Source organism: Mucilaginibacter sp. P2_D11, assembly GCF_056404435.1.
The window spans coordinates 138,904-163,652 of the sequence record NZ_JBFUEA010000012.1 but is presented as its reverse complement, the minus strand read 5'-3'; the positions used below and the strand labels follow the sequence as shown (position 1 = coordinate 163,652).

Genomic DNA, 24,749 nt, shown 5'->3' with positions numbered 1-24,749 from the left:
CACGGAGATTTGATAATTAAAAGCATATCCCTTGCCGCTACAATTCAACAATCTGCACAATTGCATCCCGAAATTTCGGGACACATCCGCACATCTAAACACATTTACTATCTTAGCATCCTTTTATTAAAGCTATGAACAGATTTTACGGGACAGGGGTAGCAATGGTAACTCCTTTTCAGCCCGACGGCGAGGTAGATTACCCCGCGCTCGAGAGGCTCATCAACCACCTCATTGATGGTGGTGTGGAATATTTAGTGTCGTTAGGCACAACCGGCGAAAGCGCTACTTTGAGTAAGGACGAGAAGAAGCAGGTATTTGCCTTTACCGCCAAAACCGTAAATAAACGCGTGGCCCTGGTGGCCGGCATAGCAGGCAATAACACCTTGGAGGTTGTTGCCGAAATTAAAGCATTCGATACCGATGGCTACGATGCCATCCTATCGGCGAGCCCGCATTACAACAAACCAACGCAAGAAGGTATTTATCAGCACTATAAAGCCATAGCAGAGGCATCGCCCCTGCCAATAATTCTGTATAACGTACCCAGCCGTACCGGCAGCACAGTAAGTGCCGAAACCACCGTAAGGCTGGCGAAGGATTTCAAGAATATCATCGGCATCAAAGAAGCATCGGGCAATTTCGATTTGATGAACCAGTTGATGCGCGATAAACCGGAGGATTTCCTGCTGATTTCCGGCGACGACCCTATTACGCTGCCCATGATAGCCATGGGTGCCGTTGGCGTGATATCGGTAATTGGCAACGCATTGCCGCGCCAGTTATCAGATATGGTGAGGTTATGCCTGCAAGGCGATTTCAAGGCGGCCCTACCCACCAATTACAGCCTGATAGAGTTTACCCGCCTGATGTTTGCCGAAGGCAGCCCGGCAGGCGTAAAAACAGCCTTGAAGCAATTAGATATTTGCGGCGATACGCTGCGCCTGCCACTGGTGCAGGTTAGTGAAAGCACTGCGGAGAAGATAAAGGAGCAGATAGGGGTAATTGGATAAACCCTTATCCCACAACGTCATTGCGAGGCACGAAGCAATCTCCCGATTAGCAGGGCGGATTTGCAAAGCGGCTTGTCCTGCGTAGAGATTATTGATGTTTTGTTTTTTTCTCAAGGAATCAATGAGCTCCCTTCGGTCGGTTGTCTTCGTTCCTCGCAATGACGCGATGGTTTTTAAAATCGCAGACGGCTTAAAATGGGTTAAAATATACCCAAACAAAAAACCCGGTGTGGCTGCACCGGGTTTTTTTAATGAAGTAAATAATTTTGCCCCGGGGACTTACTCTTTGTTTTTGGCTTCCTGAACTTCCAGGCGGATGGCTTGCGCTAAATTTTTAAGGTCTTGCATACCTTTACGGACACGGGTGCCGGCGGCACTGTTGCCCTTGTTGTAAAATTTGTCGGCGTCGGCTTCCAGCGATGCGATCAGTTCCTTTACTTCAGTAAATTTTTTCATTGTGAACTTTTTTTAGTTTATTGAGGCTTATTGTTTTAATTAAAGCTAATCTAACTTGTTTTTTTTTAATTAAGAACTTTTAAATAACAAAAAAAGTGGCTTTAAACTGGTTTTTTTCCACATTTTCGCCCTCTGAGTTTTAAAAATGCAAGCAACTCACAAACGAAGAAATTAGTCGTTTTTAGTATTTAGTTAATAATTAAATTACATTTAATTCAAACGACTCGAAATCATTCATTATTTCAACAATATTGCCGTCGCTATGCCTTATCCACTTGCTATAGCTACGGGCATAAAATAAAACGAAAAAGCCCCACGGTGTCCGCAGGGCTCATCTATGGCGAAAAATCCGTTTGCCTATTGCTTAGGCAATCGCCATTTTGTTCTCCTTATAGTAACCGGCTTTCAGTTTTTCGGCTACCTCACTAAAGGCATCCAGCGTACGCTCCACGTCCTCCAGGGTGTGCACCGCAGTAGGTATTAGCCTAAGCTCTATCAGGCCTTTAGGGATAACCGGGTAAACCACGATAGAGCAAAATATGCTGTAGTTCTCGCGAAGGTCCATAGTAAGGCTGGTAGCTTCGTTCAATTCGCCTTTCAGGAAAACCGGGGTAACCATAGTATCGGTAATGCCTATATCGAAACCATGCTCAACCAGTCCGTTTTGCAGGGCTTTGGCAATTACCCATAATTGCTCACGCAGCTCGGGATTTGACTTTAGCAGTTCGAAACGTTTCTTTAGTCCCAGCACCATCGGCATAGGCAACGCTTTGGCGAAGGTTTGCGAGCGCATATTATAGCGCAGGTAATTGATAATTTCGTTATCCGACGCCACGAAAGCACCTATCCCCGCCATCGATTTGGCAAAGGTACCGAAGTACACATCCACCCCCTCGATGCTGTTCTGCTCTTCGTGCGTACCGGCGCCGGTTGGGCCCATGGTACCAAAACCATGCGCATCATCAATAAGCAGGCGGAAGTTATATTTGCCTTTTAATGCGATAATCTCTTTTAGCTTGCCCTGCGCGCCCGACATGCCGAAAACGCCCTCCGTAATTAGCAATATGCCGCCACCGGTTTGCTCGGTTAGCTTTGCGGCGCGTTCCAGTTGTTTCTCGCAGCTTTCGATATCGTTGTGCTGGTAAACAAAACGCTTGCCCATGTGCAGGCGCACGCCATCTACAATACACGCGTGCGATTCGGCATCGTAAACAATCACGTCATTCCTGTCAACCAATGCATCTATGATGGATACCATGCCCTGGTAGCCGTAGTTCAATAAAAAGGCGGCATCTTTTCCCACGAATTCGGCCAGGCCGTTTTCCAGTTCTTCGTGATGCCTGGTATTTCCGCTCATCATGCGGGCACCCATAGGGTAAGCCATGCCGTAATCGGCAGCAGCTTGCGCATCGGCTTCGCGTACTTCGGGGTGGTTGGCCAAGCCGAGGTAATTGTTAAGGCTCCAAACCAAATGCTCTTTACCGTTGAACATCATATGCGGATGAATCTCCCCCTCAAGGCGCGGGAATGAAAAATACCCGTGCGACCATTTCTGGTGCTGCCCTATAGGGCCGCCCATATTCTTATTTATTTTATCAAACAGATCCAAATTGCAAATCTTTTAATGTTCGTGATATATTATTGCAAATATACCTATAAAACGACCCCCAACAAACGTTATTACTTTTTATGATAGTTTATAACTCTAACGAGATTCAAGAGTTAAGAGACAAGAGACAAGACACATAATCGCGCATAAAAAAAGCAGAATAAATTTATTCTGCTTCCTTTTGTCTTGGTTCTTGACTCTTACGTCTTGTATCTAAATCAGTCTACGTTATCGTGCAAAAAAGAGTTGTTGTTCTTTATTTCTGTTTTGCCGTCGCTATCTATAGTCAAAGAGAATTTCGATATCTGGCTCTCGTCCGATTGTGGGGTTTGCTGCAGCGCTACTTCCTTACGTTTGTAGGCCGGTACGTTCTCCATCTCCTGTATGTTGCCGTTGCGCAGCTTCATGCTAAGGTCTTTCAACCGCATGATGCGCTCGCGCGATTTACGCAATTGCTCTTCTATCGATTCGTCGGTTTTGTTTTCGTCCGCGTTCACTATTGGTTCCGGCTCGGGTAGTTTTGCTTCAACAACAGGTGGCGGGGTAAAATCCATTATGGTTTCGCTTACCTTGAATACAAAACCGCCGTCATCTTCCGGTTCTTCCTCTTCCACTTTGGGCTCCTCTTCGGTAAGATTAAAACGTACCACTTCGCGCTGTTCGGCTTTGTCTTGTTCCTCTGCCTTGGCAAACAAATCGAACAAGCCGGTTTGTTTAGGCGCATCCTTCATTTTCATGTAAGGCTGCGCAGTAGCCATACCGGCCTCTGGTTTAACGGCGTTAATAAACTCGTTCACCGGCTTCACCATAGGGGCTGGCTCGGGCATAAGCATGCTTACCACCTTTTTGTTGCTATGCTCTTTCTCTCGCTCGTCTTTAGTTTGGAAACCGGTAGCAATAATGGTTACCGATAGTCCTTCGCCCAGGTTTTCATCCTTACAATTACCCCATATCAGGTCGGCAGCCAGGCCGGCTTCTTCCTGTATGTAATCTGTAATTACGGTTACCTCATCCATGGTTACCTCGTTCTCGCCCGAAGTGATGTTCAGCAGGATATAGCGTGCCCCTTCAATCTCGTTGTCTTTTAACAATGGCGAAGCCAAAGCGCCTTCCACCGCTTTTAAAGCGCGGTTGTCGCCTTCGGCGGTGCAGCTACCCATTATACATACGCCGCTATCTTTCATAACGGTGCGCACGTCTTTAAAATCTACGTTGATATAACCTGGTAAGGTGATAATTTCCGCGATGCCTTTTGCAGCCGTGGTTAAAATATCATCGGCCTGCCCAAATGCCGAACTCATGGTTAAGTTGCCGAATATCTGGCGCAGCCTGTCGTTAGAGATTACCAAAAACGAGTCTACGTATTTCTTCAGTTCTTCCATGCCTTCCTCGGCCTGCATACGGCGGCGTTTGCCTTCGAACGAGAACGGGGTGGTAATGATGCCTACAGTCAGGATATCCAGTTCGCGCGCAGCTTTGGCTATGATAGGGCTTGCGCCTGTACCTGTACCGCCACCCATACCTGCCGTAATGAACAGCATTTTTGTGTTTGCGCCCAGCATTTGTTTTATATCGTCGATATTCTCGATAGCCGAGTTTTTGCCCACTTCGGGTATAGAGCCTGCGCCCATACCTTCGGTTAAGCTGGCACCCAATTGCACCTTGTTGGGGATTGGGCTAAGCTCCAATGCCTGCGCATCGGTATTACATATAATAAAGTCGACACCCTTGATACCTTGCCTGTACATGTGGTTTACCGCGTTGCCGCCACCACCGCCAACACCAATTACCTTGATGATTGCCGATTTTTCTTTTAACATCTCAAACTGCATAATCCTTGTTTTTCAGTTGTTTGTGGTTTGATGATTAGATAGATTTTACTAATGTAATAATAGGGGTTTTTCCACATAGTTTATCCACATTTGTGCATAATGTGGATAAGTTAACTCATGTGAATAAAAATTAACCCGGAGCCTTTCAGCTTGCGAGTTTACTCACCCCGACTACGCTTCGCTGGTCGACCCTCTCTGCTTCGCAAAGAGGGTGAGGAGAAGCTACTCCTTCTTTGCGAAGCAGAGAGGGGGCAGGGGGTGAGTTCCCTATTTCAAATAGTCCTCATCTTTTATATCATCCTTAATAAATTTCTTGCCCGATTCCAGTATCTTGCCCAACAGGCCAAACTTACGGTCGTCGGTATATTTAGCTTTCTCTATTTTGGCAGGCACCGGCGCTGCCTGCGTTAAGCCATTATATTCTGCCTTTTGTATCCCTTTTATCAGCAAGCCTATACCTGTTGCGTAGGTTGGGCTCTGCAGATCCTCGTAAACAGCCTTCGGCAGCGTTTCGTTCTTGGCCAGGTGCTCGTTGGGGTAACCAATGCGGCAATCTAACCCGGTAACGAATTCTATCAGCTGGGTTAAGTGCTTCAACTGCGCACCGCCGCCGGTTACAACTATACCGCCTATCAGTTTCTTTTCGTAGCCCGATGATTTTATTTCGTAGTAAACATGCTCTATGATCTCCTCCATGCGAGCCTGTATTACGAAGGCAAGGTTCTTAACCGATATTTCCTTTGGCTCACGGCCACGCAAACCGGGCACGCAAACTATCTCGTTTTCTTTGTTCTCTTCTGCCAGTGCCGAACCGAACCTTACTTTCAGTTGCTCTGCAATGTTGCGCATCACCGAGCAGCCTTCGCGGATATCCTCAGTAACGCTGTTACCACCGAAAGGGATAACCGCCGTATGGCGGATGATGCCTTCGTGGAAGATGGCCACATCAGTAGTACCGCCGCCGATATCAACCAGCACTATGCCGGCTTCTTTCTCTTCCTCGCTCAGTACCGATTCTGAGGATGCCAATGGCTCCAGTATCAGTTCCTGGCTTTCCAACTGCGCCTTGGTTACGCATTTTACGATGTTTTTGATAGCCGTAACCTGGCCCGATATGATATGGAAGTTGGCTTCTAAACGCACGCCTGCCATGCCTATTGGGTCTTTGATACCCGGCTCGCTATCCACAGTAAATTCCTGCGGCAACACGTGAATTATCTCCTCACCCGGAGGCATCACCAGGTTGTACATATCCTCAACCAGTTTATCTATATCCTTTCGGCCTATTTCGCTGTTCAGATCCTTACGGGTTATCAGCCCGCGGTGCTGCAGGCTTTTGATGTGCTGCCCGGCTATGCCTACGTTTACAATCCTTATCTCTACGTTTGATTGCGCGCCGGCTACATCTACCGCCTGCGTAATGCCCTGCACGGTTTTATCAATGTTTGATACCACCCCGCGCGTTACCCCTGCCGATTCGGCCTTGCCTATACCCAGCACTTCAATCTTGCCGTTTTTGCTGCGGCGGCCAACAATAGCACAAATTTTTGTTGTGCCAATATCCAGCCCCACTACAATTGGCGAACTTTTTTCTTGTGTTGAACTTTTGTCCATATCCCTTGATTTTAATAGATGTCTCTTCCCCTTATTTCTTCTTCTCTGCCTGTTTCTTGCCGGCAGTTTTTTTGTTAGCAGCCGGCTTTGCCGGAGGCTTGCCCGTTTTTAGCTTTTTATCGACAGGCTTATTAGCGGCAGCTGTATGCGCCGCTTTTTTGTTGGCCACGTACCCCGCGATAACATCCTCCGGCGTTGGCTTATGTGCCGCAGGCTTAACCACTGCACGCACGGTTGGCTTCGCGGTAACCGGCTTCGCTATAAGCAGTTTTACTGCCTGGGGTTTTGCCGCTTGCGGCTTCGCAACTGTAGGCTTTACTACCACCGGGTGCTCGTCAATCGGCCTTTCTGCATCATCTGTTATGGCGGGCGCGGCTGTCGAATCGCGGCGTACCCTGGTGGTGCCGGCTGCAAGCGCCGAATCTGCCGCCGCCTTTTTTGCCTGGGCTTTCACTGCAGCCAACGAATCGACCAGGCTTTGGTTTTTTACGCCGATTACCTGGTTGCCATATTTAATGTTGATTACCTTATAAGCATCCCAACCAACCAACGGCAGGGCTTTTTTGTAAAAAGCCTTCAAGTTGCTGAAACGAAGATCGAGCGAGTCGGCGTTGCCCAGCAATATCCGCTGGCTGCCCACGCGTGGTATCAATTCTATCTCGTGCGCCTGGTTTACATATATCTGCGATATCTGCGCATCCCATAGCGAATCGTTGCGTATATATTCGGCCGTTTTGTATAAGTCAATTGCCAGTGCGTTATGCAAAGAGTCTACGCGGTTGGCAAAAAGTTCGTCGATAAAACCATTGGCCACAATTACCCTCGCGGTAAAACTCTGTGATAGCGGCATCTTGAGGCCATGCTGATCTACGTAAAAATCCTGCCCGAAACGGTTCATCACCCGCAATATGGGCTGGCGCTGGCTCACTTCAACCTGTATTACGCCATCCATATCGGCATACACATTGGCCGATTCGATGAACGGGTTATTCTTCAGCCGCTGCTCCAGGGCGTACAAGTCTATATTTTCTATGCGGCGGCCAATCAGCGTGTGGCTGTCCATCTGCAAAATATGATCAACCTCCTGCCTGTTTATAAAATAATGGCTGCCTGGTATATACACCTTAATGGCCGTACACACCACCTCTGATTTTTTTATGGATATGAAACTCATCAGCACCACCAAACCGGCCAGGCTGATGGTCCAGCCTAATCCAATTAACAATGGTTTCCAAATGCGTTTCTTAAACATGCTCCAATATCTCTTTAAGCGGGTTCACTAATGTATCTATGTCGCCTGCGCCAACAGTTAACAACAGTTCCGGCTTTTCGGCCGTAACTATTTCCAGGGCCTGTTGTTTACCAACCAGGCGCTTGTTTTCCAGCTTCATCAGGTTCAGCACCATATTGCTATCTACCCCCGGTATCGGCAACTCGCGGGCGGGGTATATCTCCAGCATCAACAATTCGTCGACCATATCCAGCACTTCGGCAAAGCCGTCCACAAAATCGCGGGTGCGGGTAAACAAATGCGGCTGAAACATCACCGTGAGTTTCTTATCCGGATAAAGCCTTTTTACCGATGTAATGGCCGCCCGCAACTCTTCGGGGTGGTGCGCATAATCATCGATATATATATGCCCGGTATTCTTTACGATATACTCGAACCTGCGTTTCACACCTTTAAAAGAGCCAAGCGCTTCGCGGATGGCATCTGCGGAAATCTCCAGCCTTAACGACGCTTCGATAGCCGCAACGGCATTCTCTATATTGTGCAGCCCTGCTATACCCATTCTGATGTTGGGGATGGCTGTCGAACCGTTATCGAAATCGAAATGAAAGTTGCCATCTTCGATACGAATATTGCTACCCATTGCGCCTGCTTCGCCATTTACCGTGTAGGTAAAACCCTCGGCCAGCGGCAAACCTTTTTTGTATATCAATATGCCGCCCTGCTTTATCTGCGAGGCAAACAAACGGAACGATTCCTCCAGGTGCGAGTGGTCGCCGTAGATATCCAGGTGATCTGCATCCATGGAGGTGATGATAGCCGTATCGGGGTTCAGCGTTAGGAACGAGCGATCGTACTCGTCAGCTTCTACCACCACGATATCGTTTTTGCCATACAGCACATTGGTTTGGTAATTGGATGATATACCGCCCAAAAATGCAGAGCAATCTTTGCCCGAATCTTTCAGGATATGCGCTATCATGCACGAGGTGGTGGTTTTGCCATGCGTGCCCGCCACCGCAATGGTGAACATGCCGCGACTGATGATACCCAGCACCTGCGAGCGTTTTTGCAAATCGAACCCTTTGTTTTTAAAGTAATTCAAAATAGCCGAATCCTTGGGGATGGCAGGCGTAAAAATCACCAGCGTACCGTCGCCCGGCTGCTGGAAACTCATGGGAATCCAGTCTGTACGGTCTTCAAACACCACGCGGATGCCTTCGTTGTGCAAAGCATCGGTTAAAGGCGTGCTCGTTTTATCGTATCCACACACCACGCAACCCAAATGATGGAAATAACGCGCCAGGCCGCTCATGCCTATGCCGCCTATGCCTACCAGGTAAACCCGCTGTATGTTCTTTAGTTCCATTGTCTTCATTTAAAAAAAGGCTATCCCCGCGTTCTGCGGGGATTAGCCGATTTAACTGTTGTTTGTTATTTGGATAACCTCTTTCGCTATAACTTCATCGGCATTGGGCATGGCCAGCTTGCCTATGTTATCGCTTAATTTCTTTTTCAAATCTTTATCGTTCAATAGCTCTATCGCTTTATCAACCAGTTTGGCCTCGGCATCGCGGTCGGCTACGAACAGGGCCGCGTTCTCTGTTACCAGGGCCAGCGCGTTTTTGGTCTGATGGTCCTCGGCCACGTTTGGCGATGGCACCAGTATTACCGGTTTCTTTATCACACAGAGCTCGGCAATAGTACCGGCACCTGCGCGGGAAATAATCACATCTGCAGCGGCAAAGGCCAAATCCATACGGCTTATGAACTCTACCACGCACACATTAGGGTGTATGTTATCGCCCAGTTGCTCCATTATGCTTTTGTAATAGAACTTGCCTGTTTGCCAAATCACCTGCACATCAGCTGCTATTATTTTATCCAGACCGGCCAGCAGGCTTTTATTCAAAGTACCCGCACCAAGGCTGCCGCCGGTTACCAGTATAGTTTTCTTACGCGATGATAACTTATACAGCTCCAGCGCCTGCATCTGCTTGCCTGCTATATCTACCGACTCCTTGCGTATCGGGTTCCCGGTTTTGATTATCCTGGCCTTGGGGAAGAATTTATCCATCCCATCGAAGGCCACGCATATCTTTTTTGCCTTTTTGCCCAGCCATTTATTTGTTACTCCCGCATAGGAGTTTTGCTCCTGTATTAATGTGGGTATGCCCATTACACCAGCTGCGTACAACAGGGGGCCGCTTGCATAGCCACCCACGCCCACGCAGGCATCGGGCTTAAAATCTTTGATAATCTTGACGGCCTTGCGCACGCTGCCCAGCAGTTTAATGGGGAACATCAGGTTTTTCATGATGGATTTACGCTGGATGCCCTGTATATCCAAACCGATGATCTCATAACCTGCTGCGGGCACTTTTTCCATTTCCATACGGCCGCTGGCGCCCACGAACAATATTTCGGTAGCAGGATTTAGCTTCTTTAAAGCATTGGCAATAGCAATAGCCGGGAAGATATGCCCCCCCGTGCCGCCACCGCTGATAATGATGCGGCGAGCACGAGCGCCCCCCGCTCCATCGAGTGGGCGCTTAGCATCTTTAACTCCCTGAAGGGGGAGTTTTGGATTGGCTGCTATGTCTTGGTTCCTGCTCATCTATTTACTTTATTTCACCGATTTCATTGATTAAAATGATTGCACCGATTTGTTTTTTTTGTCTTGCTTCTTATCTCTTACCGTCTTGCTTCTAACTCCTGCTCCCCCTTCAGGGGGCCGGGGGGCTTTGCTACTCAGTTATCTCCCCTACCATCACTTTCTTCGGTTCATCAATATCGCGGCTTACGGATAGGATGATGCCGAACGCAATGCTGGTAAACAATATAGATGTACCGCCCATGCTTATCAGCGGCAGCGGTACGCCCGTTACCGGGCCAAGGCCCACCGCCACCGCCATATTGGCAAAGGCTTGTATGGTGAGGCTAAAGCTTAGCCCCGCCGCCAGCAGCGCCCCGAACGCTTTCGGCGCTTTGGTTACTATCTTGATGCACCTGTACAACAGGAAAAGGTAAATACTGATCACTACTATGCCGCCAAACAGGCCATATTCTTCTACTATGATGGCGAATATCTCATCCGAGAATGCCTCGGGCAGGTAGTTACGCTCTGTACTGCGGCCGGGGCCTTTGCCAAAGAAGCCGCCTGATGCTATAGCTATCTTAGCGTGGTTGCCCTGAAAAAGCTTATCCTGATCTGCCAGCTCGGGGTGGAAGAAAGCTTTCACCCTGGAGATATGCGTTGCCCGCCTCCCGCCTAAAAACAGCATCCCCGCCAGCAAAACAGCGCCAATAAGGCATACTACCGATATCTGCTTCACACTGATACGGCCCATAATGAGCAGCAAGATGCTTACGCCGAACAGCATCAGCCCGGTTGATAAGTTGGCCGGACCGATAAGCGCGAACACCAGGCATACCGAGCCCATGATAGGGATGAACGATTCCTTTACATCCTTTATATTCTCCTGCTTGCGCGATAGGATGCGTGCCAGATAAGTTATCAAAGCCAGCTTGGCCAAATCCGACGTTTGGAAGCTTAAGCCCGTACCCGGTATGGGTAGCCATCTGCTTGCATGGTTGATGTGCGAACCAAAGAAAAGCGTATATATCAACAAGGGGATGGTAATAATCATCAACAGTTTTGATATGCCGGCGTAATACCGGTAATCTAAACGATGCGAAATATACATCAGCACGATACCCATCGCTATCATGAACACATGCTTGGCCAGGATAGATTCTACCCCTACACCCTTGGTATAAGCCAAAGTACCTATAGAGCTATACACAGCCAACGTAGAAATTACCGAAAGCATAATCACAATCAGCCATATCCAGCGATCGCCTTTCACGTTGGCGAGAATCCCCCCAAGTCCCTGAAGGGGGAGTTTTTGAGTAGCTGTATTGTTTGATTCCGTTTCCATGTTTTCTATGATTCCACCGATTTTCACCGATTACTTCTTTTGTCTCTTTTTATTCACCATTTGCACATCTGCATATTTGCACACCTGCACATCTTTTAAAGTTCTTTAACCGCTTCTTTGAACTGACGACCACGGTCTTCATAATTCTTAAACAAGTCGAAACTTGCACAAGCCGGTGACAGCAATACCGTATCACCTTTTGTGGCCAGGTGGTAAGCTACCTGGGCAGCTTCGGCAGCCGAGCCTGTGTTTACGATGATTTCGGTATCATTCTCAAATGCATCGTGGATGCGCTTGTTGTCTTTACCTAAACATACAATGGCTTTTACTTTTTGCCGTACCAGTTCATTCAGCATGGTATAGTCGTTGCCTTTGTCTACGCCGCCCAATATCAATACTACCGGCGTGCTCATGCTTTCCAGCGCATACCAGGTAGAGTTTACGTTGGTAGCCTTAGAATCGTTAATGAAGGCGATGCCCGATATCTTGGCCACGAACTCCAGCCGATGCTCTATGCTGGGGAACGTACCCATGCTCTCGCGCATGGTTTCGTTGCGCAGCTCCAGCACTTTTGCTACAATACCCGAAGCCATTGAATTGTAAATGTTGTGTTTACCCTGCAGGGCTAGTTCGGTGATCGACATTGTAAAATGTTGTTGGTGTATGTTTATGACAATATTGTCTTTATCGAGATACGCTCCCGTTTCAATCGTTTTTTCTATAGAGAACGGCAGCTGCTGCGCGGCTATCGTTTTACCACCCATTATCTTAAGGGTTTCGGCATCATCGGCACAGTAGATAAAATAATCTGCTGCGGTTTGGTTCTGCGTAATCCTGTATTTAGATGCTGCGTAGTTCTCCAGTTTGTAATCGTACCTGTCCAGGTGGTCGGGCGTAATGTTTAGCAGTACGCCGATATCTGCCTTAAATTGGTACATGTTATCCAGCATAAAGCTGCTGATCTCCAGCACGTAGTAATCATAGTTTTCGGTAGCTACCTGGTAAGCAAAGCTTTTGCCTATGTTGCCTGCCAGCCCCACGTTCAGCCCCGCGTTTTTCAATATGAAGTAGGTAAGGCTGGTGGTAGTAGTTTTACCATTGCTGCCCGTAATGCATATCATTTTAGCTTTAGTGTAACGGCCTGCAAACTCAATCTCGGATATTACCGGGATATTGGCCTCTACCAGCTTCTTCACTACTGGTGCCTTATCCGGTATTCCCGGGCTTTTCACCACCTCTGCTGCTTTCAGTATTTCCTCGTAGGTATGCCCGTTCTCTTCAAAGCGGACACCCCAGTCCTGCAGTTGCTTCTTATAATGATCGGCAATCGCCCCAAAATCCGACACGAAAACATCGTAGCCCTGCTGCTGCGCCAGGTATGCCGCACCCACACCGCTCTCGCCTGCGCCAAGAATGGCGAGCCTTTGGGTTGATATGTTATCCTGTTCAGTCACTTTAATTTTCTGTCTTTATTCTTTTGTCTTGTCTCTTGATTCTAATTTCTTTCCTCTATCTCAGCTTCAGCGTTATCACCGTTATAATGGCCAGCATAATACAGATGATATAAAACCTGGTCACAATCTTCGATTCGTGGAAGCCTTTCTTTTGGTAGTGGTGATGCAGTGGTGCCATCAAAAATACTCTGCGCCCCTCGCCGAAGCGTTTCTTGGTCCATTTGAACCAGCCCACCTGTATAATTACCGACATGTTCTCTACCACGAAAATGCCGCACAGCACCGGTATTAGTAATTCCTTGCGTATCATGATCGCAAATACCGCAATGATGCCACCGATGGCCAAACTGCCGGTATCGCCCATAAAAACCTGAGCCGGGTAAGCGTTGTACCATAAGAACCCTACGCAGGCCCCAACAAACGCACCGGCAAAAATCACCAGCTCGCCCGAGTCGGGGATGTACATGATGTTGAGGTAATCGGCAATGAGCGTGTTACCCGATACATAGGCCAAAATGGCCAGCGTAAGCCCGATAATGGCCGATGTACCCGTCGCCAACCCGTCTATGCCATCCGTTATATTCGCCCCGTTGGAGATAAACGTAATAATGATAATGGTAAAGAACATGAATACTACAAGCGCATAATACTCGTAACCCGGACCAATAAATTTCAACACCTTGCCGTAATCGAACTCGTTGTTTTTATAGAACGGCATGGTGGTTTTGGTAGATTTGATATCCTGCGTAAGCACCTGCTTATCGCCACGTAGATGATAATTAACGCGCCCATCATATAATTTAGCCGGCGTTACTTCCTGCCGTATGGTAATGCTGGTGTTGAAGTACATCGTCCACCCAATGAAAAGTGCCAGCCCTACCTGCCCGGTTATCTTGAACCTGCCCGCCAGTCCTTCTTTGTTCTTTTTGAATACCTTAATATAGTCATCCAGGAAACCTATGGCACCCAGCCAAACGGTGGTTACCAGCATCATGATAATGTAGATGTTTTCCAGCTTAGCAAATAACAGGGTCGGTACCAGTATGCCCAGCAATATGATGATGCCGCCCATAGTAGGCGTGCCCGACTTCTGCATCTGCCCTTCCAGGCCCAGGTTACGTACGGTTTCGCCTACTTGTTTAAAGCGCAGGTAATCTATCAACCGCCGGCCGTAAACGGTGGTAATCAACAACGATACAATTACCGCCATAGCCATCCGGAAGGTGATGTACTGGAACACACCTGTACCAGGGATACTGTAATTTTTATTTAAATAGCTAAACAGGTAATATAACATGCGCTTCGCTTGATGTGCAGATATGCAGATGTGCGGATGTGCAGATGAGGAAGATAGATTCCAGATGTGCAGATTGCAGATGTGCAGATTTGCTGTTTATGTTTTAATTATTCTTGTTTATATTAATCGGTTATCCTATTCTTAGTCTTTTTCCTTTGCACTTTTAACTCAATTCTTTGAATTGGGTTAAAATCTCTTCCATATCATCAAAATGGTTCTTTACACCACCGATGTCCTGGTACTTCTCGTGGCCTTTGCCTGCCAGCAGAATGATGTCTCCGGGCTGGGCAAACATACAGGCGGTTTTTATCGCTTCGCGCCTGTCGGCTATGCTTACGCAATGGCGTTTGAAGGCCGGGTCGATACCTGCTTCCATATCTTTGATGATCTGGGCGGGGTCCTCGGTGCGCGGGTTGTCTGATGTCAGTATCACCTTATCGCTCCACTCGCTTGCAACTTTTGCCATTACGGGGCGTTTGGTTTTATCCCTGTCGCCGCCGCAGCCTATCACCGTTATTACCTTTTCTTTGCCCTTGCGTATATCGTGTATGGTGCTCAGCACATTCTGTACAGCATCGGGCGTGTGCGCATAATCAACAATGCCAATTACCTTGTTCGGCGAAACGATGTACTCGAAACGGCCTTCGGCACCTGTCAATTTGCTCAGGCTGATAAGTACTTTACTCCTGTCCTGCTCCAGCAATAATGCAGCAGCATAAACCGCCAGCAGGTTGTAAGCATTGAAAGTACCCACCAGCTTAAACCAAACCTCTTCGTTATCTATATTCAGCAGCAAGCCGCCAAACTGATTTTCTATGATGCGTGCCCGGTAATCGGCCATGCTTTTTAAACCGTAGTTCTTTTTATGCGCCGCGGTATTCTGCAGCATCACGCTGCCGTTCTTATCGTCGGCATTGGTTAGCGCAAAGGCACTTTTCGGCAGGTTATCGAAGAAAGTTTTCTTGGCTTTCAGGTAGCTGTCGAACGTTTTATGGTAATCCAGGTGGTCGTGCGTTAAATTCGAGAATATCCCGCCCGAGAACTTCAGCCCCTCTATCCTGAATTGCGCTATAGCATGCGAGCTTACCTCCATAAAGCAATAGTCGCAACCCTCTTCTACCATATCGGCCAGCAGCTTGTTCAGCGCCACCGGATCTGGTGTGGTATGGGTAGATGGGATAATGCGACCGTTTACCTGGTTCTCTACGGTAGAGAGCAGCCCGCATTTATAGCCCAGATCCCTAAACAGTTTGTAAAGCAGCGTAGCGATGGTTGTTTTGCCGTTGGTGCCCGTAACACCAACCAGTTTTAAGTTGGATGACGGGTTTTCGTAAAAATTGGCGGCAAGCGTGCCCAAAGCTTTTGCAGAATTGTTCACCATCAAAAAATCCACCTCGCCGGTAACATGGGCGGGCAGTTCTTCGCATATAACCGCAATAGCACCGTCTTTTACGGCTTGCTCTATATAATCGTGGCCGTCTACCACGGTACCCTTAAGTGCTACGAATAACGAACCCGGCACCACCTGCCGCGAATCGAACACAATGGCAGATATCTCCACATCGGCACTACCCTGTAATTCGGTAAATGCCACTCCCTCCAATATATCGCTCAGGTATCTCATTCCAGTTCAATTGTTATTTTTGATCCTTTTGGTATCAGGCTGCCGCCGGTAACACTTTGGCTGCTCACCGTGCCGCTGCCGTGAACGGTGACCTTATACCCCGCATTGCCCATAAAATACAAGGCATCGCTAAGGCCCATCCCCACCACGTTGGGGACCGTACCGGCCTTTGTTTTATTATCCTCAAAAGCAATGCCGCTACTGGTGTCTACACTGTTATTCAGGGATGCGTATAATGGCTTAAGGTTAAGCTGTCCATACACCTGTTTAAGCGCCTTGATGTTCCCCACCTTTGTTTTGGGCAGGGTAGTGTTACCTACGTAACGCACCGGCGCACGGTCTATACCCAATGTGCTGGCGTAAACTTTATCGGCAATTTCTTTAAAAGCCGGGCCCGCTACCTGCGCGCCATAGTATCCGTTTTTGGGGTCGTTTATTACCACTATGAGCGAATACTTTGGATGATCTGCCGGGAAGTACCCGCAAAACGATGCCTGGTATTGTTTTTTATCGGTTTTATAGCCTTTGGCATTATCTGCCACCTGGGCCGTACCTGTTTTGCCCGCAATTTTATACACATCGCTGCGGATGATGTTTTTGCCGGTACCCTCGCTTACTACACCTTCCAGCATTTCGCGCATTTTTTTGAGGGTGAGGTCTGAGCATATCTTATCGCTGATGGTGCGCGCATGGAAACGCTCTATGGTATTGCCCAAACGCCTTATCTCTGTTACGAAGATGGGCGATATGTACTTGCCGTTATTGGCTATAGCGTTGTAGAAACTGAGCATCTTCAAAGGTGTCATCTGCATTTCGTAACCATAGGCCATCTGCGGCAGCGTAAGGTTTTTGTTCCAGCTGGCATTTTTTGGGTTTTTTATTACCGGTGTAGCCTCGCCGGGTATCTGCAGGCCCAGTGGTTCGTTCAGGTGCCAGTTGTACAGGTGATTGGTAAACCTGGCCTGGTTGCCGGTATATGCCCTGTTTACCAGGAAAGCCACCGCCGCGTTAGACGATTCTTCGAACGCCCTTTTTACCGTAACTACGCCTATACTGCCGTGCGAGTCTTTTATGACGTGACTATTGCCCGGCACTTTATACTCGCCTGTATTTACCAGGGTGTTAGTATCCACCATCCTATCCTCCAGCAGTGCCATGTATGATGCCACTTTGAAAGTTGAGCCCGGGTCCTGATTGCCACCTATGGCGTAGTTGTACTTCTCTTTAAAAGTACCATCAGGCATACGGGTAAAATTGGCCACGGCCTTAACGGCGCCGGTTTGCACTTCCATCAAAATAACGGTACCATGCTCGGCATCCGCTTTTATCAACTGTTTTTTGAGGGCGTTCTGCGCCACATCCTGAAAATTAATATCGATGGTGGATATGATATCCGCACCCTCCTTTGGTTGTACGTCCTGGTCCTCGTCTACGGGTATCCAAACGCCCCCGGCCAATCGTTGCTCCAGCCGCTTGCCGCTTTCGCCTTTTATATAGTTGGCGTATGCCCCTTCAAGCCCTACCGGGTTCTTGATATTCTCGTTATGATAACCGATGGTACGCGCAGCCAGCGAACGGTATGGCAGTATACGGTTGTTATGCAGATCTACAATCAAACCACCTTTATACCTGCCCAAACTGAATACCGGGAACTTGCGTATGGCCGCCAAATCCTGGAAACTAACATTTCGCCTTACCAACTGGTAACGCGATTTTTCTTTACGCGCCTGGCGGAAAATACGCGAGTAGGTGCTGGCCGGCTGATCTTTGAAGAATCTGGACATCTGTGCTGATAACAGCTCAATCTGCTCGTCGAAAGTCTTATCATCGGCAATGCCTGCGGCCATCATATCCATATGCAGTTCATACTCGGGCACCGATGTTGCCAGCAAGCTACCATCGGCAGAGAATATGTTCCCCCTGTCGGCTTCTATGATTTTTACGCGGGTAGAGTTCTCATGCGCCATGGCCTTCCACTTATCGCCCTGCACCAGCTGCACGCGGCAAAGCTGCACCACCACCGCGCCGGCGAACAAAAGGATGAACCCGAAAGCGATGTACACATTTAACAGTATGCTTTTCTTTATACTCATTGCTCATCCCCCTCCTTTACTGTAATTTTCTGCGGCGGCTGCTCAGATGCATGTATGCCCAGCGAATCTGTCTCGGCCTGCTTGGCTACCTCGCTAAGCGTTGTTTTAAACGCCATCGCGGCTTGTATGCTTTTATATTCGGCACTCAGTTTCTTCACTTCGTTGCCCACCTTGTCTATCTCGCGGATGTTATTATCTGTTAAGTGCCTGGCACCTATATACACCATGCACAAAAAAGCAATGTAAAAAACAAAAGGTAACGCACTTATAGCGTCATCTGAAGTGATGACCCCATTCCTCAGGAACCTGGTAAAGAAGTTATCGGGCAAACCCTGTGCGGGTTTGTCATCAACGATAAGCTCCTTCTCAGCTTCTTCTTCCTGAATTTCTGTGCGGAAACGGTTACTCATTTTTTTACAGCTATCCTTAATTTGGCGCTACGTGCCCTGTTGTTATTTGCTATCTCTTCCGGCGATGCAATGATGGCCCCACGGCTCACGGCATCCAGCGGTTTGTTATCGTTACCATAAAGATCTTTCTCCACCTCGCCGCTAAACTTGCCTTTGGCGATGAAGTTTTTCACCAGCCTGTCTTCCAGCGAGTGGTAGCTCATTACTACCAGCCTGCCTCCTACCGCCAGCACCTCTGCCGATTGTACCAGGAAATCTTTCAAGGCTTCCAGCTCCTGGTTCACCTCTATCCGCAGCGCCTGGAAAACCTGCGCCAGATACTTATTCTCTTTCCCTTTAGGGATGCGATTGCTGATGGCGTTCTTCAGATCGGCCACGGTTACTATGGGGCCGTTAAGCCTTGCGGTTACGATGGTATTGGCCAATGATTTGGCGTTTTGTATCTCGCCATACATGCCGAATATGCGGTGCAGATCAGCCTCGCTATAGGTATTTACTACCTCTTTGGCGCTAAGGTCCGATTGTTGGTTCATGCGCATGTCCAGTTCGGCATCAAAGCGGATAGAAAAACCGCGTTCGGCCTGATCAAACTGGTACGACGATACCCCCAGATCTGCCAGTATACCGTCCACAGGTATAGCCCCGTGCAGGCGGCAAAAATTCTTCAGGTAACGGAAATTCTGATCGATGAAAGTAAACCTGTCATCGGCTATCCTGTTCTGCTGCGCATCGGCATCCTGATCGAAGGCCAGCAGTTGCCCATCCTCGCCCAGGTGCTTCATAATTTCGCGCGAATGCCCGCCACCGCCAAAAGTTACGTCTACATAAGTTCCGCCGGGCTTTATCTCTAAAGCCTCGATACATTCCTGCAGCATAACGGGGGTATGGTAATTACTCATCTACGCGCTTTTTTTAGTACCCATTACTTCCTCGGCCAATTCGGCAAAATTCTCGGGTTCGTTGGCTATCATCACTTTGTGCGCTTTAGCGTCCCAAACCTCTATCTTATTCAGCATGCAGGTAAGCACTATATCGGTGCTGATGCCGGCATGCTCAAACAAATTCTTCGGCAGGTTCACCCTCCCTGCGCTATCCGGCATCATTACCGTAGCGCCCGCCGTGAAATAACGCACGAACTGGATGCTTTTCCTGTCGAATTGATTAAGTTTGCTTAGTTCATCCAATTTATTGTCCCATTCTTTTTTGGTGTATATCACAAGATAGTTCTCCAGGCCGCGATTGATCACAAGGCCCTCAGCATCAGCTTCCGGAAGCTGCTTTTTGAGGCCCGCAGGGATCATCAGCCGCCCTTTGGCGTCTAACTTGCATTCGTACTCACCTGTTAAATAGGACATTCTTATTGGTAAACTATTTTAGTAATGTAAAAGTAGAGTTTTCTCCACTTCTTAACACTTTTTCCCACCAAAAAGTTTTCAACATTTTTGTGGCGTTTTTTCGCCTATATTTGAGTTTATGAAACCTAAATCGATATGAATAAAAGACTAATACTAAGCGTTTTAGCAATTGCCCTGCTTAGCACCTGTAAAAAAGAGAAAACAGCTGAAATTGATGCAGTTGGCACCTACACATTATCTTCCTATCAGACCATTGGCGCCAGTGCTTTCACAACTGCAGTCAATCCCTGCCTGGCAGATAATTTATTGATTTTAAAGGCTGATAACGCCTCCTGGGCTTTTTATAAAGGCTCATCTCCTTGCACTGTATCAAGCGGTGTTACCATAGGCACTGCGGATACCATAAAATCCATCTGGAGCATCAAAAACAACAAAATTTTCTTCCGCGGCAAGCAAAACGGCGAGGTTGCCACTGTAGACGGGAAACTACAGCTAACGCTAAGGGATACCATAACCCTGGGTGGAAGCGCTATCACGGTAAAGGTTTTTAAAAAGCAATAGGTCCGGGTTATTTCGACAGGTGGGAGATAGTGGGAAGGGATTTGGCGATTTGGACACGGTTTTATCGATTTTATGGAGCGGCAGCATAATTTAGCTGTGATAACAATTCCATTAATCCCAAAAAATAGCGTAATTCGGAGCGGGCAGGATAAGGCGGGGCGGCTTAATTAAAGTAGACTCTTAAATGATCATAGTAATACAATGCGCCGACCGCATCGGGTTGGTGGCGGCCATCTCGGGACTGCTTTCGCAAAAAGCTTTCAATATCATTTCTATGCAGGAGCACGTGGATAAGAACGAGCAGCTCTTTTTCATGCGCATTGAAGTCGACCGTACCGATGATACCATCGAACTGGAAAATGATTTGCGGGATCTATTGCCCGATGGTGCCATCATCAAGATAAACCCCGATGCCGAGAAGAAGATCATCGTGCTGGTTACTAAAGAGTATCATTGCCTGGCCGATATACTGGTACGCAACTATTTTAAAACCCTTGGGGCAAGCGTGCAATGCGTAATTGGCAACCATACCATCCTGCAGGATATCTGCCTCCGTTTCGATATCCCGTTCATCTACATCCCCTTTGTTGGGGATAACCAAGGCTTTGAGGAAAGCATGCTCGATTGTATTGCGGGCTACGAATATGATTACCTAGTGCTGGCGAAATTCATGCGGATACTCTCGGCCGGTTTTGTGGGCAGGTTCGATAAAAAGATCATCAATATCCACCATTCGTTTTTGCCCGCTTTTGCAGGTGCCAGCCCCTACCGCCAGGCGCACGAGCGCGGCGTAAAGCTGATAGGCGCTACCGCGCACTACGTAACCGACCAACTGGACGAAGGCCCCATCATAGCCCAGCAAATTATCCCGGCCAGCCACTCGCATACCGTGCAGGATATGGTAAAAGCCGGTAAAGAAATAGAAACAGCCGTATTAGCTAAAGCCCTTAAGCTGGTGTTTGACGATAGGGTGTTTGTTTATAAGAACAGGACTGTGGTGTTGGAGTAAACAGTTACTTGGCTAAGAAAATTAAACCAACACGTCATGCCGAATTTATTTCGGTACCCCACACGGCTCGCCGCTGCCGCAAGCGTCCCCGCTTGTGGCCCGCATGCAAGGTAGCCATTATGCAAACAATGCAAGTTGAAAGGCAATCCCGCTCTGCTAACTGGCCACAAGCGGGGACGCTTGCGGCAGCGAAGATGACAATTTCACCAAATCGACCTCAGCGGCGTTACCTTCACGTCCTTTATCTCCCCTTTTGCGGTTAGGATGCTGAGGTGATTGTATGGCCTGGTGGCAAAATAGGTGCTGGTAAGCACGCTCAAACCGCCATCGGCAAATAACTCTACGGATGATGCATCTACTATCAACTCTACCGAAGAACCTTTACCTGCGGCCAACCTCGGCGCGAAGCTCCATCTGGCAAACTCCTTGTTAAAATCCACCTTGCCCGACTTGTCGCGGTTGATGAAGTAGCGGTCGGCTTTTTTATTGTAGCCTATTACCAGGGATTCGCCGACATCGTTACTCAGGGTAATGAAATAGTCCTCCGCAGCATCCCTCTTGAATTTAAGGCTGTAAAGCGCCGGGAGTTTAATAGACGAGGCAATATCCCTGCCGCCTTTCAAGGCCGCCGCGGGCACATCGATAGCTTTCGCGGCAATACCGGCCAATTCTTTAACGGGTGTAGAAGCCATGTATATATCGCCATTAACTTGTTTCAGGGCCAGGTCTCGCGGGATGGTGGTGGCACTGCGCCAGGTTGCCGTTGGCACCTGGTTGGCATATTGCCAGTTGGCCATCCAACCCAAAAATATCTTACGCGCTCCGGTGTTTGACCAGGTGATGCCCGCGTAATCATCGGGCCCTTGATCTATCCAGCGGGTTTTATCATCGATAGCCGTAAAAGTATTGCCATTGAATTGCCCTATGAAATACTGCGTGCCCGAGCCGCCGTTCGGCGCACCGGAGCCTATACTTACTATAAGCACCCAATACTCCTTGCCATTCAGTTTAAGGGGGAACAGATCGGGGCATTCCCAAACGCCGCCATGGCTGCCTTGTTTTTCGCCAAACTCGCTTTCCTTTTTCCAGTCCTTTAGGTTTGGCGAACTGTAAAACGTAATACGGTCTTTGGTGGCCAGGGTCATCACCCATTTATGTTGCGCGGCATACCAGCTTACTTTCGGGTCGCGAAAATCGCGGATACCGGGGTTCTTCACTACGGGGTTACCTGCGTACTTGGTCCAGGTCTTTCCTTCGTCCAGGCTGTAGGCGATGCTTTGGTTCTGGAAGTTATCGGTATTGGCTTTCTCGCCCACCGGATCATGATGGGTAAAGATGGCCACCATGGGCACCTGCCCCTTTTTGCCGAAGCCGGAGGTATTGTTTACATCAACCACAGCGCTGCCGCTGAAGATGTAGCCCAGTTTATCGGGATATAGAGCGATGGGCTGCTGTTTCCAATGGATAAGATCCTTGCTGGTGGCGTGGCCCCAGTGCATAGGCCCCCAAACGATGTCCTTTGGGTAGTACTGGAAGAACAAGTGGTAAGTGCCTTTATAATACACCATACCGTTAGGATCATTCATCCATTTGGCGGCCGGCGAAAAATGGAATTGTGGGCGGTATGGTTCGTGGTATAGTTTTGATTTTTGCGCGTCGGCAGTAAGGGCTGCCAAAATACAGCAGGCAAAAAGCATTCCTTTAAAAGTATTCATGAATAGCGGTTTACTATGGTAATGTTACGGTTTAACAATTGAACCACAAAAAGGATTGCGCATATTATTGAGCGCACGGCACCATTTATTCAAACACGATATTATCCGCGCCAAACACTTTGCTCACGTGGCAATTGCACCCGCCCGATACTTTGATAATTGCGGTTACCATTTTGTTGTTGGCGGCGTTGGTAGCGGTTATCCTGAGGTCGTCGCCTTCGGTGCTTAATTGTTTTTTGTTGGCATCGGTAACAAAGGTGTATTTGCCGGGCTGGCTCACCATGCTACCCATCCCCTGCGCTAAAATTGCCACGTTGGTACGCAGGTTGAGCACCTTTACATCTTTTACCGTAACGGGGTTCCCGGCCTTATCCACAAAATTCACGCTGAGTGTGGTAAATATCATGGTACATACCTGGTCGGTAGGGCAACCAGCCGGTTTAAGCTTTTTGCTGCAGGCTGTAAAGCCTGCTACAATAATTATTGCTGCAAGTATTTTTAGGTAGAGGGTGCGTTTCATCGGCATCGGCTTTTTAGGCACAACACCAAAACACGGCAATTGTTGGCCGCAACTTAGTGCTTAATCAAAAACAATACTATCCGGGCCGGATATTTTGTTAACGTGGCAATTGCAGCCGCCGGATATTTTTACCACGCCCGATTTAACCTGCCCTGTAGCGCTGTTGGTTGCTGTAATACGTATATCGTCGCCATTGGTAGAAAATTCACTTTTGGTATCATCAGAGGCTACGATAGTGAAGCCCGCAAAAAAATCAACGCCCGGTGGATAAGGCGGCGAGGGCATTTCTTTATTGGTGCGCAGGTTTAGCAGTTTCACGTCCTTAACGGGCGCGAAACTTCCGCTTGCATCCCGAAACTGAACGCCAACGTAGGCGTAAACTGCAGTGCAGGTTTGCGTGCCGCAATCAGAACTGCTATTTTTTTCGCAGGCGGAGAAACTCGCAGCGGTTAATAACAGCAATATCAGGGGTATTTTTTTTAGCATGACAAAGGGTTTTACAGGTATTACGATTGGTATACGAAAACGATACAGAACGCCGTAAATGTTGGAACTAAATGCAAGCCCGTCAGAATACTATTTTATCCGGACCTGATATTTTGCTGATGTGGCAATTGCAGCTTCCGCCACTGATTTTAACAATGGCGAATGCCGTTTTATTGGTAGCAGTGCTGGTAGCCGTTATCTTCACCTCATCGCCTTCGGCAGAAAAATCGTCCTTATTGCTATCGGTGGCAACAAAATAAATATTTGGCGAGAAGCCGGGGTCGAGCACGTTCCTGGCCACAACCGGTTTGTTTGTGCGTAAGTTGACAACAGTAACATCCTTTACTGCAACGTTATCGCCTGCACTATTAACAAATTGGATTCCGAATGACCTAAATTCCTCGGTGCAGGCCTGTTGGATATTGCAAGCGGTATTTTTGCTGTTTTTGGTGCAGGCGGCTATGCCAAAGGTCGATAAGCATAGCAGCAGGGTTACTTTCTTAAGCATACAATCTATTTTATTATCATT

22 protein-coding genes are annotated in these 24,749 nt (G+C 48.1%); 3 read left to right on the top strand and 19 right to left on the bottom strand.

All coding sequences use genetic code 11. The features are described from left to right. Positions 1-134 precede the first annotated feature (134 nt). Positions 135-1,013, top strand: a complete 879-nt coding sequence (gene dapA, locus AC1DXC_RS19510) for a 4-hydroxy-tetrahydrodipicolinate synthase (RefSeq protein WP_477460852.1) — start codon at positions 135-137, stop codon at positions 1,011-1,013. A gap of 279 nt (positions 1,014-1,292) precedes the next feature. Here the strand turns inward: dapA and AC1DXC_RS19505 are convergent, their stop codons facing one another. The 15 genes from AC1DXC_RS19505 to mraZ all read right to left on the bottom strand — a co-directional run bounded on the left by AC1DXC_RS19505 (position 1,293) and on the right by mraZ (position 19,929). Continuing rightward, complete coding sequence (locus AC1DXC_RS19505; protein WP_133229478.1) at positions 1,293-1,469, bottom strand: histone H1; 177 nt, start codon at positions 1,467-1,469, stop codon at positions 1,293-1,295. Between the two features lie 364 nt (positions 1,470-1,833). Beyond that, entirely contained in the window at positions 1,834-3,078 is a 1,245-nt protein-coding gene (locus tag AC1DXC_RS19500; protein ID WP_477460851.1) for an aminotransferase class I/II-fold pyridoxal phosphate-dependent enzyme, read from the bottom strand. A 218-nt stretch (positions 3,079-3,296) separates the two neighbouring features. Continuing rightward, positions 3,297-4,910: a cell division protein FtsZ gene (gene ftsZ / locus AC1DXC_RS19495; protein WP_477460850.1), complete on the bottom strand. Its 1,614-nt coding sequence runs from the start codon at positions 4,908-4,910 to the stop codon at positions 3,297-3,299. Positions 4,911-5,177: 267 nt separating this feature from the next. Next, positions 5,178-6,524, bottom strand: coding sequence for a cell division protein FtsA (gene ftsA, locus AC1DXC_RS19490; protein ID WP_477460849.1), 1,347 nt, complete (start codon positions 6,522-6,524; stop codon positions 5,178-5,180). A gap of 31 nt (positions 6,525-6,555) precedes the next feature. Further along, positions 6,556-7,776, bottom strand: coding sequence for a cell division protein FtsQ/DivIB (locus AC1DXC_RS19485; RefSeq protein ID WP_477460848.1), 1,221 nt, complete (start codon positions 7,774-7,776; stop codon positions 6,556-6,558). Then, positions 7,769-9,124: a UDP-N-acetylmuramate--L-alanine ligase gene (gene murC / locus AC1DXC_RS19480; RefSeq protein ID WP_477460847.1), complete on the bottom strand. Its 1,356-nt coding sequence runs from the start codon at positions 9,122-9,124 to the stop codon at positions 7,769-7,771. The genes AC1DXC_RS19485 and murC overlap by 8 nt, the downstream gene beginning before the upstream one ends. 51 nt (positions 9,125-9,175) lie before the next feature. After that, entirely contained in the window at positions 9,176-10,372 is a 1,197-nt protein-coding gene (gene murG, locus AC1DXC_RS19475; RefSeq protein ID WP_477460846.1) for an undecaprenyldiphospho-muramoylpentapeptide beta-N-acetylglucosaminyltransferase, read from the bottom strand. Positions 10,373-10,502: 130 nt separating this feature from the next. Beyond that, a complete protein-coding gene (locus AC1DXC_RS19470) occupies positions 10,503-11,696 on the bottom strand; it encodes an FtsW/RodA/SpoVE family cell cycle protein (RefSeq protein WP_477460845.1) in 1,194 nt (397 codons plus the stop codon). Between the two features lie 95 nt (positions 11,697-11,791). Next, positions 11,792-13,150 (bottom strand): UDP-N-acetylmuramoyl-L-alanine--D-glutamate ligase, encoded by a 1,359-nt coding sequence (gene murD / locus AC1DXC_RS19465; protein WP_477460844.1) that lies wholly within the window; start codon positions 13,148-13,150, stop codon positions 11,792-11,794. A gap of 55 nt (positions 13,151-13,205) precedes the next feature. Next, entirely contained in the window at positions 13,206-14,447 is a 1,242-nt protein-coding gene (gene mraY / locus AC1DXC_RS19460; RefSeq protein ID WP_477460843.1) for a phospho-N-acetylmuramoyl-pentapeptide-transferase, read from the bottom strand. A 163-nt stretch (positions 14,448-14,610) separates the two neighbouring features. Beyond that, positions 14,611-16,071 (bottom strand): UDP-N-acetylmuramoyl-L-alanyl-D-glutamate--2,6-diaminopimelate ligase, encoded by a 1,461-nt coding sequence (locus tag AC1DXC_RS19455; RefSeq protein WP_477460842.1) that lies wholly within the window; start codon positions 16,069-16,071, stop codon positions 14,611-14,613. Then, positions 16,068-18,164 (bottom strand): penicillin-binding protein, encoded by a 2,097-nt coding sequence (locus tag AC1DXC_RS19450; protein WP_477460841.1) that lies wholly within the window; start codon positions 18,162-18,164, stop codon positions 16,068-16,070. Before AC1DXC_RS19450 ends, AC1DXC_RS19455 begins: the two co-directional genes overlap by 4 nt. After that, positions 18,161-18,574, bottom strand: coding sequence for an FtsL-like putative cell division protein (locus AC1DXC_RS19445; RefSeq protein WP_477460840.1), 414 nt, complete (start codon positions 18,572-18,574; stop codon positions 18,161-18,163). Before AC1DXC_RS19445 ends, AC1DXC_RS19450 begins: the two co-directional genes overlap by 4 nt. Next, on the bottom strand, positions 18,571-19,473 hold the full coding sequence (gene rsmH / locus AC1DXC_RS19440; protein ID WP_477460839.1) for a 16S rRNA (cytosine(1402)-N(4))-methyltransferase RsmH: 903 nt from the start codon (positions 19,471-19,473) through the stop codon (positions 18,571-18,573). The genes AC1DXC_RS19445 and rsmH overlap by 4 nt, the downstream gene beginning before the upstream one ends. Then, positions 19,474-19,929 carry a division/cell wall cluster transcriptional repressor MraZ gene (gene mraZ, locus AC1DXC_RS19435; RefSeq protein WP_477460838.1) on the bottom strand — a complete coding sequence of 152 codons (456 nt, stop codon included), beginning with the start codon at positions 19,927-19,929 and terminating at the stop codon, positions 19,474-19,476. Between the two features lie 135 nt (positions 19,930-20,064). Between mraZ and AC1DXC_RS19430 the strand changes: the two genes are divergently transcribed. Beyond that, entirely contained in the window at positions 20,065-20,490 is a 426-nt protein-coding gene (locus tag AC1DXC_RS19430; RefSeq protein WP_477460837.1) for a hypothetical protein, read from the top strand. A gap of 184 nt (positions 20,491-20,674) precedes the next feature. Continuing rightward, the gene (gene purU / locus AC1DXC_RS19425; RefSeq protein ID WP_477460836.1) at positions 20,675-21,499 is read left to right on the top strand and encodes a formyltetrahydrofolate deformylase; all 825 of its coding nucleotides are present in this window, start codon (positions 20,675-20,677) and stop codon (positions 21,497-21,499) included. Positions 21,500-21,702: 203 nt separating this feature from the next. On the opposite strand, the gene AC1DXC_RS19420 is transcribed toward purU, so the two are convergent. The 4 genes from AC1DXC_RS19420 to AC1DXC_RS19405 all read right to left on the bottom strand — a co-directional run bounded on the left by AC1DXC_RS19420 (position 21,703) and on the right by AC1DXC_RS19405 (position 24,728). After that, on the bottom strand, positions 21,703-23,214 hold the full coding sequence (locus AC1DXC_RS19420; RefSeq protein ID WP_477460835.1) for a glycoside hydrolase family 32 protein: 1,512 nt from the start codon (positions 23,212-23,214) through the stop codon (positions 21,703-21,705). Positions 23,215-23,299: 85 nt separating this feature from the next. Continuing rightward, positions 23,300-23,734, bottom strand: a complete 435-nt coding sequence (locus tag AC1DXC_RS19415; protein WP_477460834.1) for a hypothetical protein — start codon at positions 23,732-23,734, stop codon at positions 23,300-23,302. Positions 23,735-23,794: 60 nt separating this feature from the next. Beyond that, complete coding sequence (locus AC1DXC_RS19410; RefSeq protein WP_477460833.1) at positions 23,795-24,220, bottom strand: hypothetical protein; 426 nt, start codon at positions 24,218-24,220, stop codon at positions 23,795-23,797. 82 nt (positions 24,221-24,302) lie between these two features. Then, positions 24,303-24,728 (bottom strand): hypothetical protein, encoded by a 426-nt coding sequence (locus tag AC1DXC_RS19405; protein ID WP_477460832.1) that lies wholly within the window; start codon positions 24,726-24,728, stop codon positions 24,303-24,305. Between the last annotated feature and the right edge of the window lie 21 nt (positions 24,729-24,749).

What these genes read in the sequence shown, in the direction of transcription:
- dapA (WP_477460852.1), top strand. Translation starts at nt 135, where the DNA reads ATGAACAGATTTTACGGGACAGGGGTAGCAATGGTAACTCCTTTTCAG.
- AC1DXC_RS19505 (WP_133229478.1), bottom strand. Translation starts at nt 1,469, where the DNA reads ATGAAAAAATTTACTGAAGTAAAGGAACTGATCGCATCGCTGGAAGCC.
- ftsZ (WP_477460850.1), bottom strand. Translation starts at nt 4,910, where the DNA reads ATGCAGTTTGAGATGTTAAAAGAAAAATCGGCAATCATCAAGGTAATT.
- ftsA (WP_477460849.1), bottom strand. Translation starts at nt 6,524, where the DNA reads ATGGACAAAAGTTCAACACAAGAAAAAAGTTCGCCAATTGTAGTGGGG.
- AC1DXC_RS19485 (WP_477460848.1), bottom strand. Translation starts at nt 7,776, where the DNA reads ATGTTTAAGAAACGCATTTGGAAACCATTGTTAATTGGATTAGGCTGG.
- murC (WP_477460847.1), bottom strand. Translation starts at nt 9,124, where the DNA reads ATGGAACTAAAGAACATACAGCGGGTTTACCTGGTAGGCATAGGCGGC.
- murG (WP_477460846.1), bottom strand. Translation starts at nt 10,372, where the DNA reads ATGAGCAGGAACCAAGACATAGCAGCCAATCCAAAACTCCCCCTTCAG.
- AC1DXC_RS19470 (WP_477460845.1), bottom strand. Translation starts at nt 11,696, where the DNA reads ATGGAAACGGAATCAAACAATACAGCTACTCAAAAACTCCCCCTTCAG.
- mraY (WP_477460843.1), bottom strand. Translation starts at nt 14,447, where the DNA reads ATGTTATATTACCTGTTTAGCTATTTAAATAAAAATTACAGTATCCCT.
- AC1DXC_RS19455 (WP_477460842.1), bottom strand. Translation starts at nt 16,071, where the DNA reads ATGAGATACCTGAGCGATATATTGGAGGGAGTGGCATTTACCGAATTA.
- AC1DXC_RS19450 (WP_477460841.1), bottom strand. Translation starts at nt 18,164, where the DNA reads ATGAGTATAAAGAAAAGCATACTGTTAAATGTGTACATCGCTTTCGGG.
- AC1DXC_RS19445 (WP_477460840.1), bottom strand. Translation starts at nt 18,574, where the DNA reads ATGAGTAACCGTTTCCGCACAGAAATTCAGGAAGAAGAAGCTGAGAAG.
- rsmH (WP_477460839.1), bottom strand. Translation starts at nt 19,473, where the DNA reads ATGAGTAATTACCATACCCCCGTTATGCTGCAGGAATGTATCGAGGCT.
- mraZ (WP_477460838.1), bottom strand. Translation starts at nt 19,929, where the DNA reads ATGTCCTATTTAACAGGTGAGTACGAATGCAAGTTAGACGCCAAAGGG.
- AC1DXC_RS19430 (WP_477460837.1), top strand. Translation starts at nt 20,065, where the DNA reads ATGAATAAAAGACTAATACTAAGCGTTTTAGCAATTGCCCTGCTTAGC.
- purU (WP_477460836.1), top strand. Translation starts at nt 20,675, where the DNA reads ATGATCATAGTAATACAATGCGCCGACCGCATCGGGTTGGTGGCGGCC.
- AC1DXC_RS19420 (WP_477460835.1), bottom strand. Translation starts at nt 23,214, where the DNA reads ATGAATACTTTTAAAGGAATGCTTTTTGCCTGCTGTATTTTGGCAGCC.
- AC1DXC_RS19415 (WP_477460834.1), bottom strand. Translation starts at nt 23,734, where the DNA reads ATGAAACGCACCCTCTACCTAAAAATACTTGCAGCAATAATTATTGTA.
- AC1DXC_RS19410 (WP_477460833.1), bottom strand. Translation starts at nt 24,220, where the DNA reads ATGCTAAAAAAAATACCCCTGATATTGCTGTTATTAACCGCTGCGAGT.
- AC1DXC_RS19405 (WP_477460832.1), bottom strand. Translation starts at nt 24,728, where the DNA reads ATGCTTAAGAAAGTAACCCTGCTGCTATGCTTATCGACCTTTGGCATA.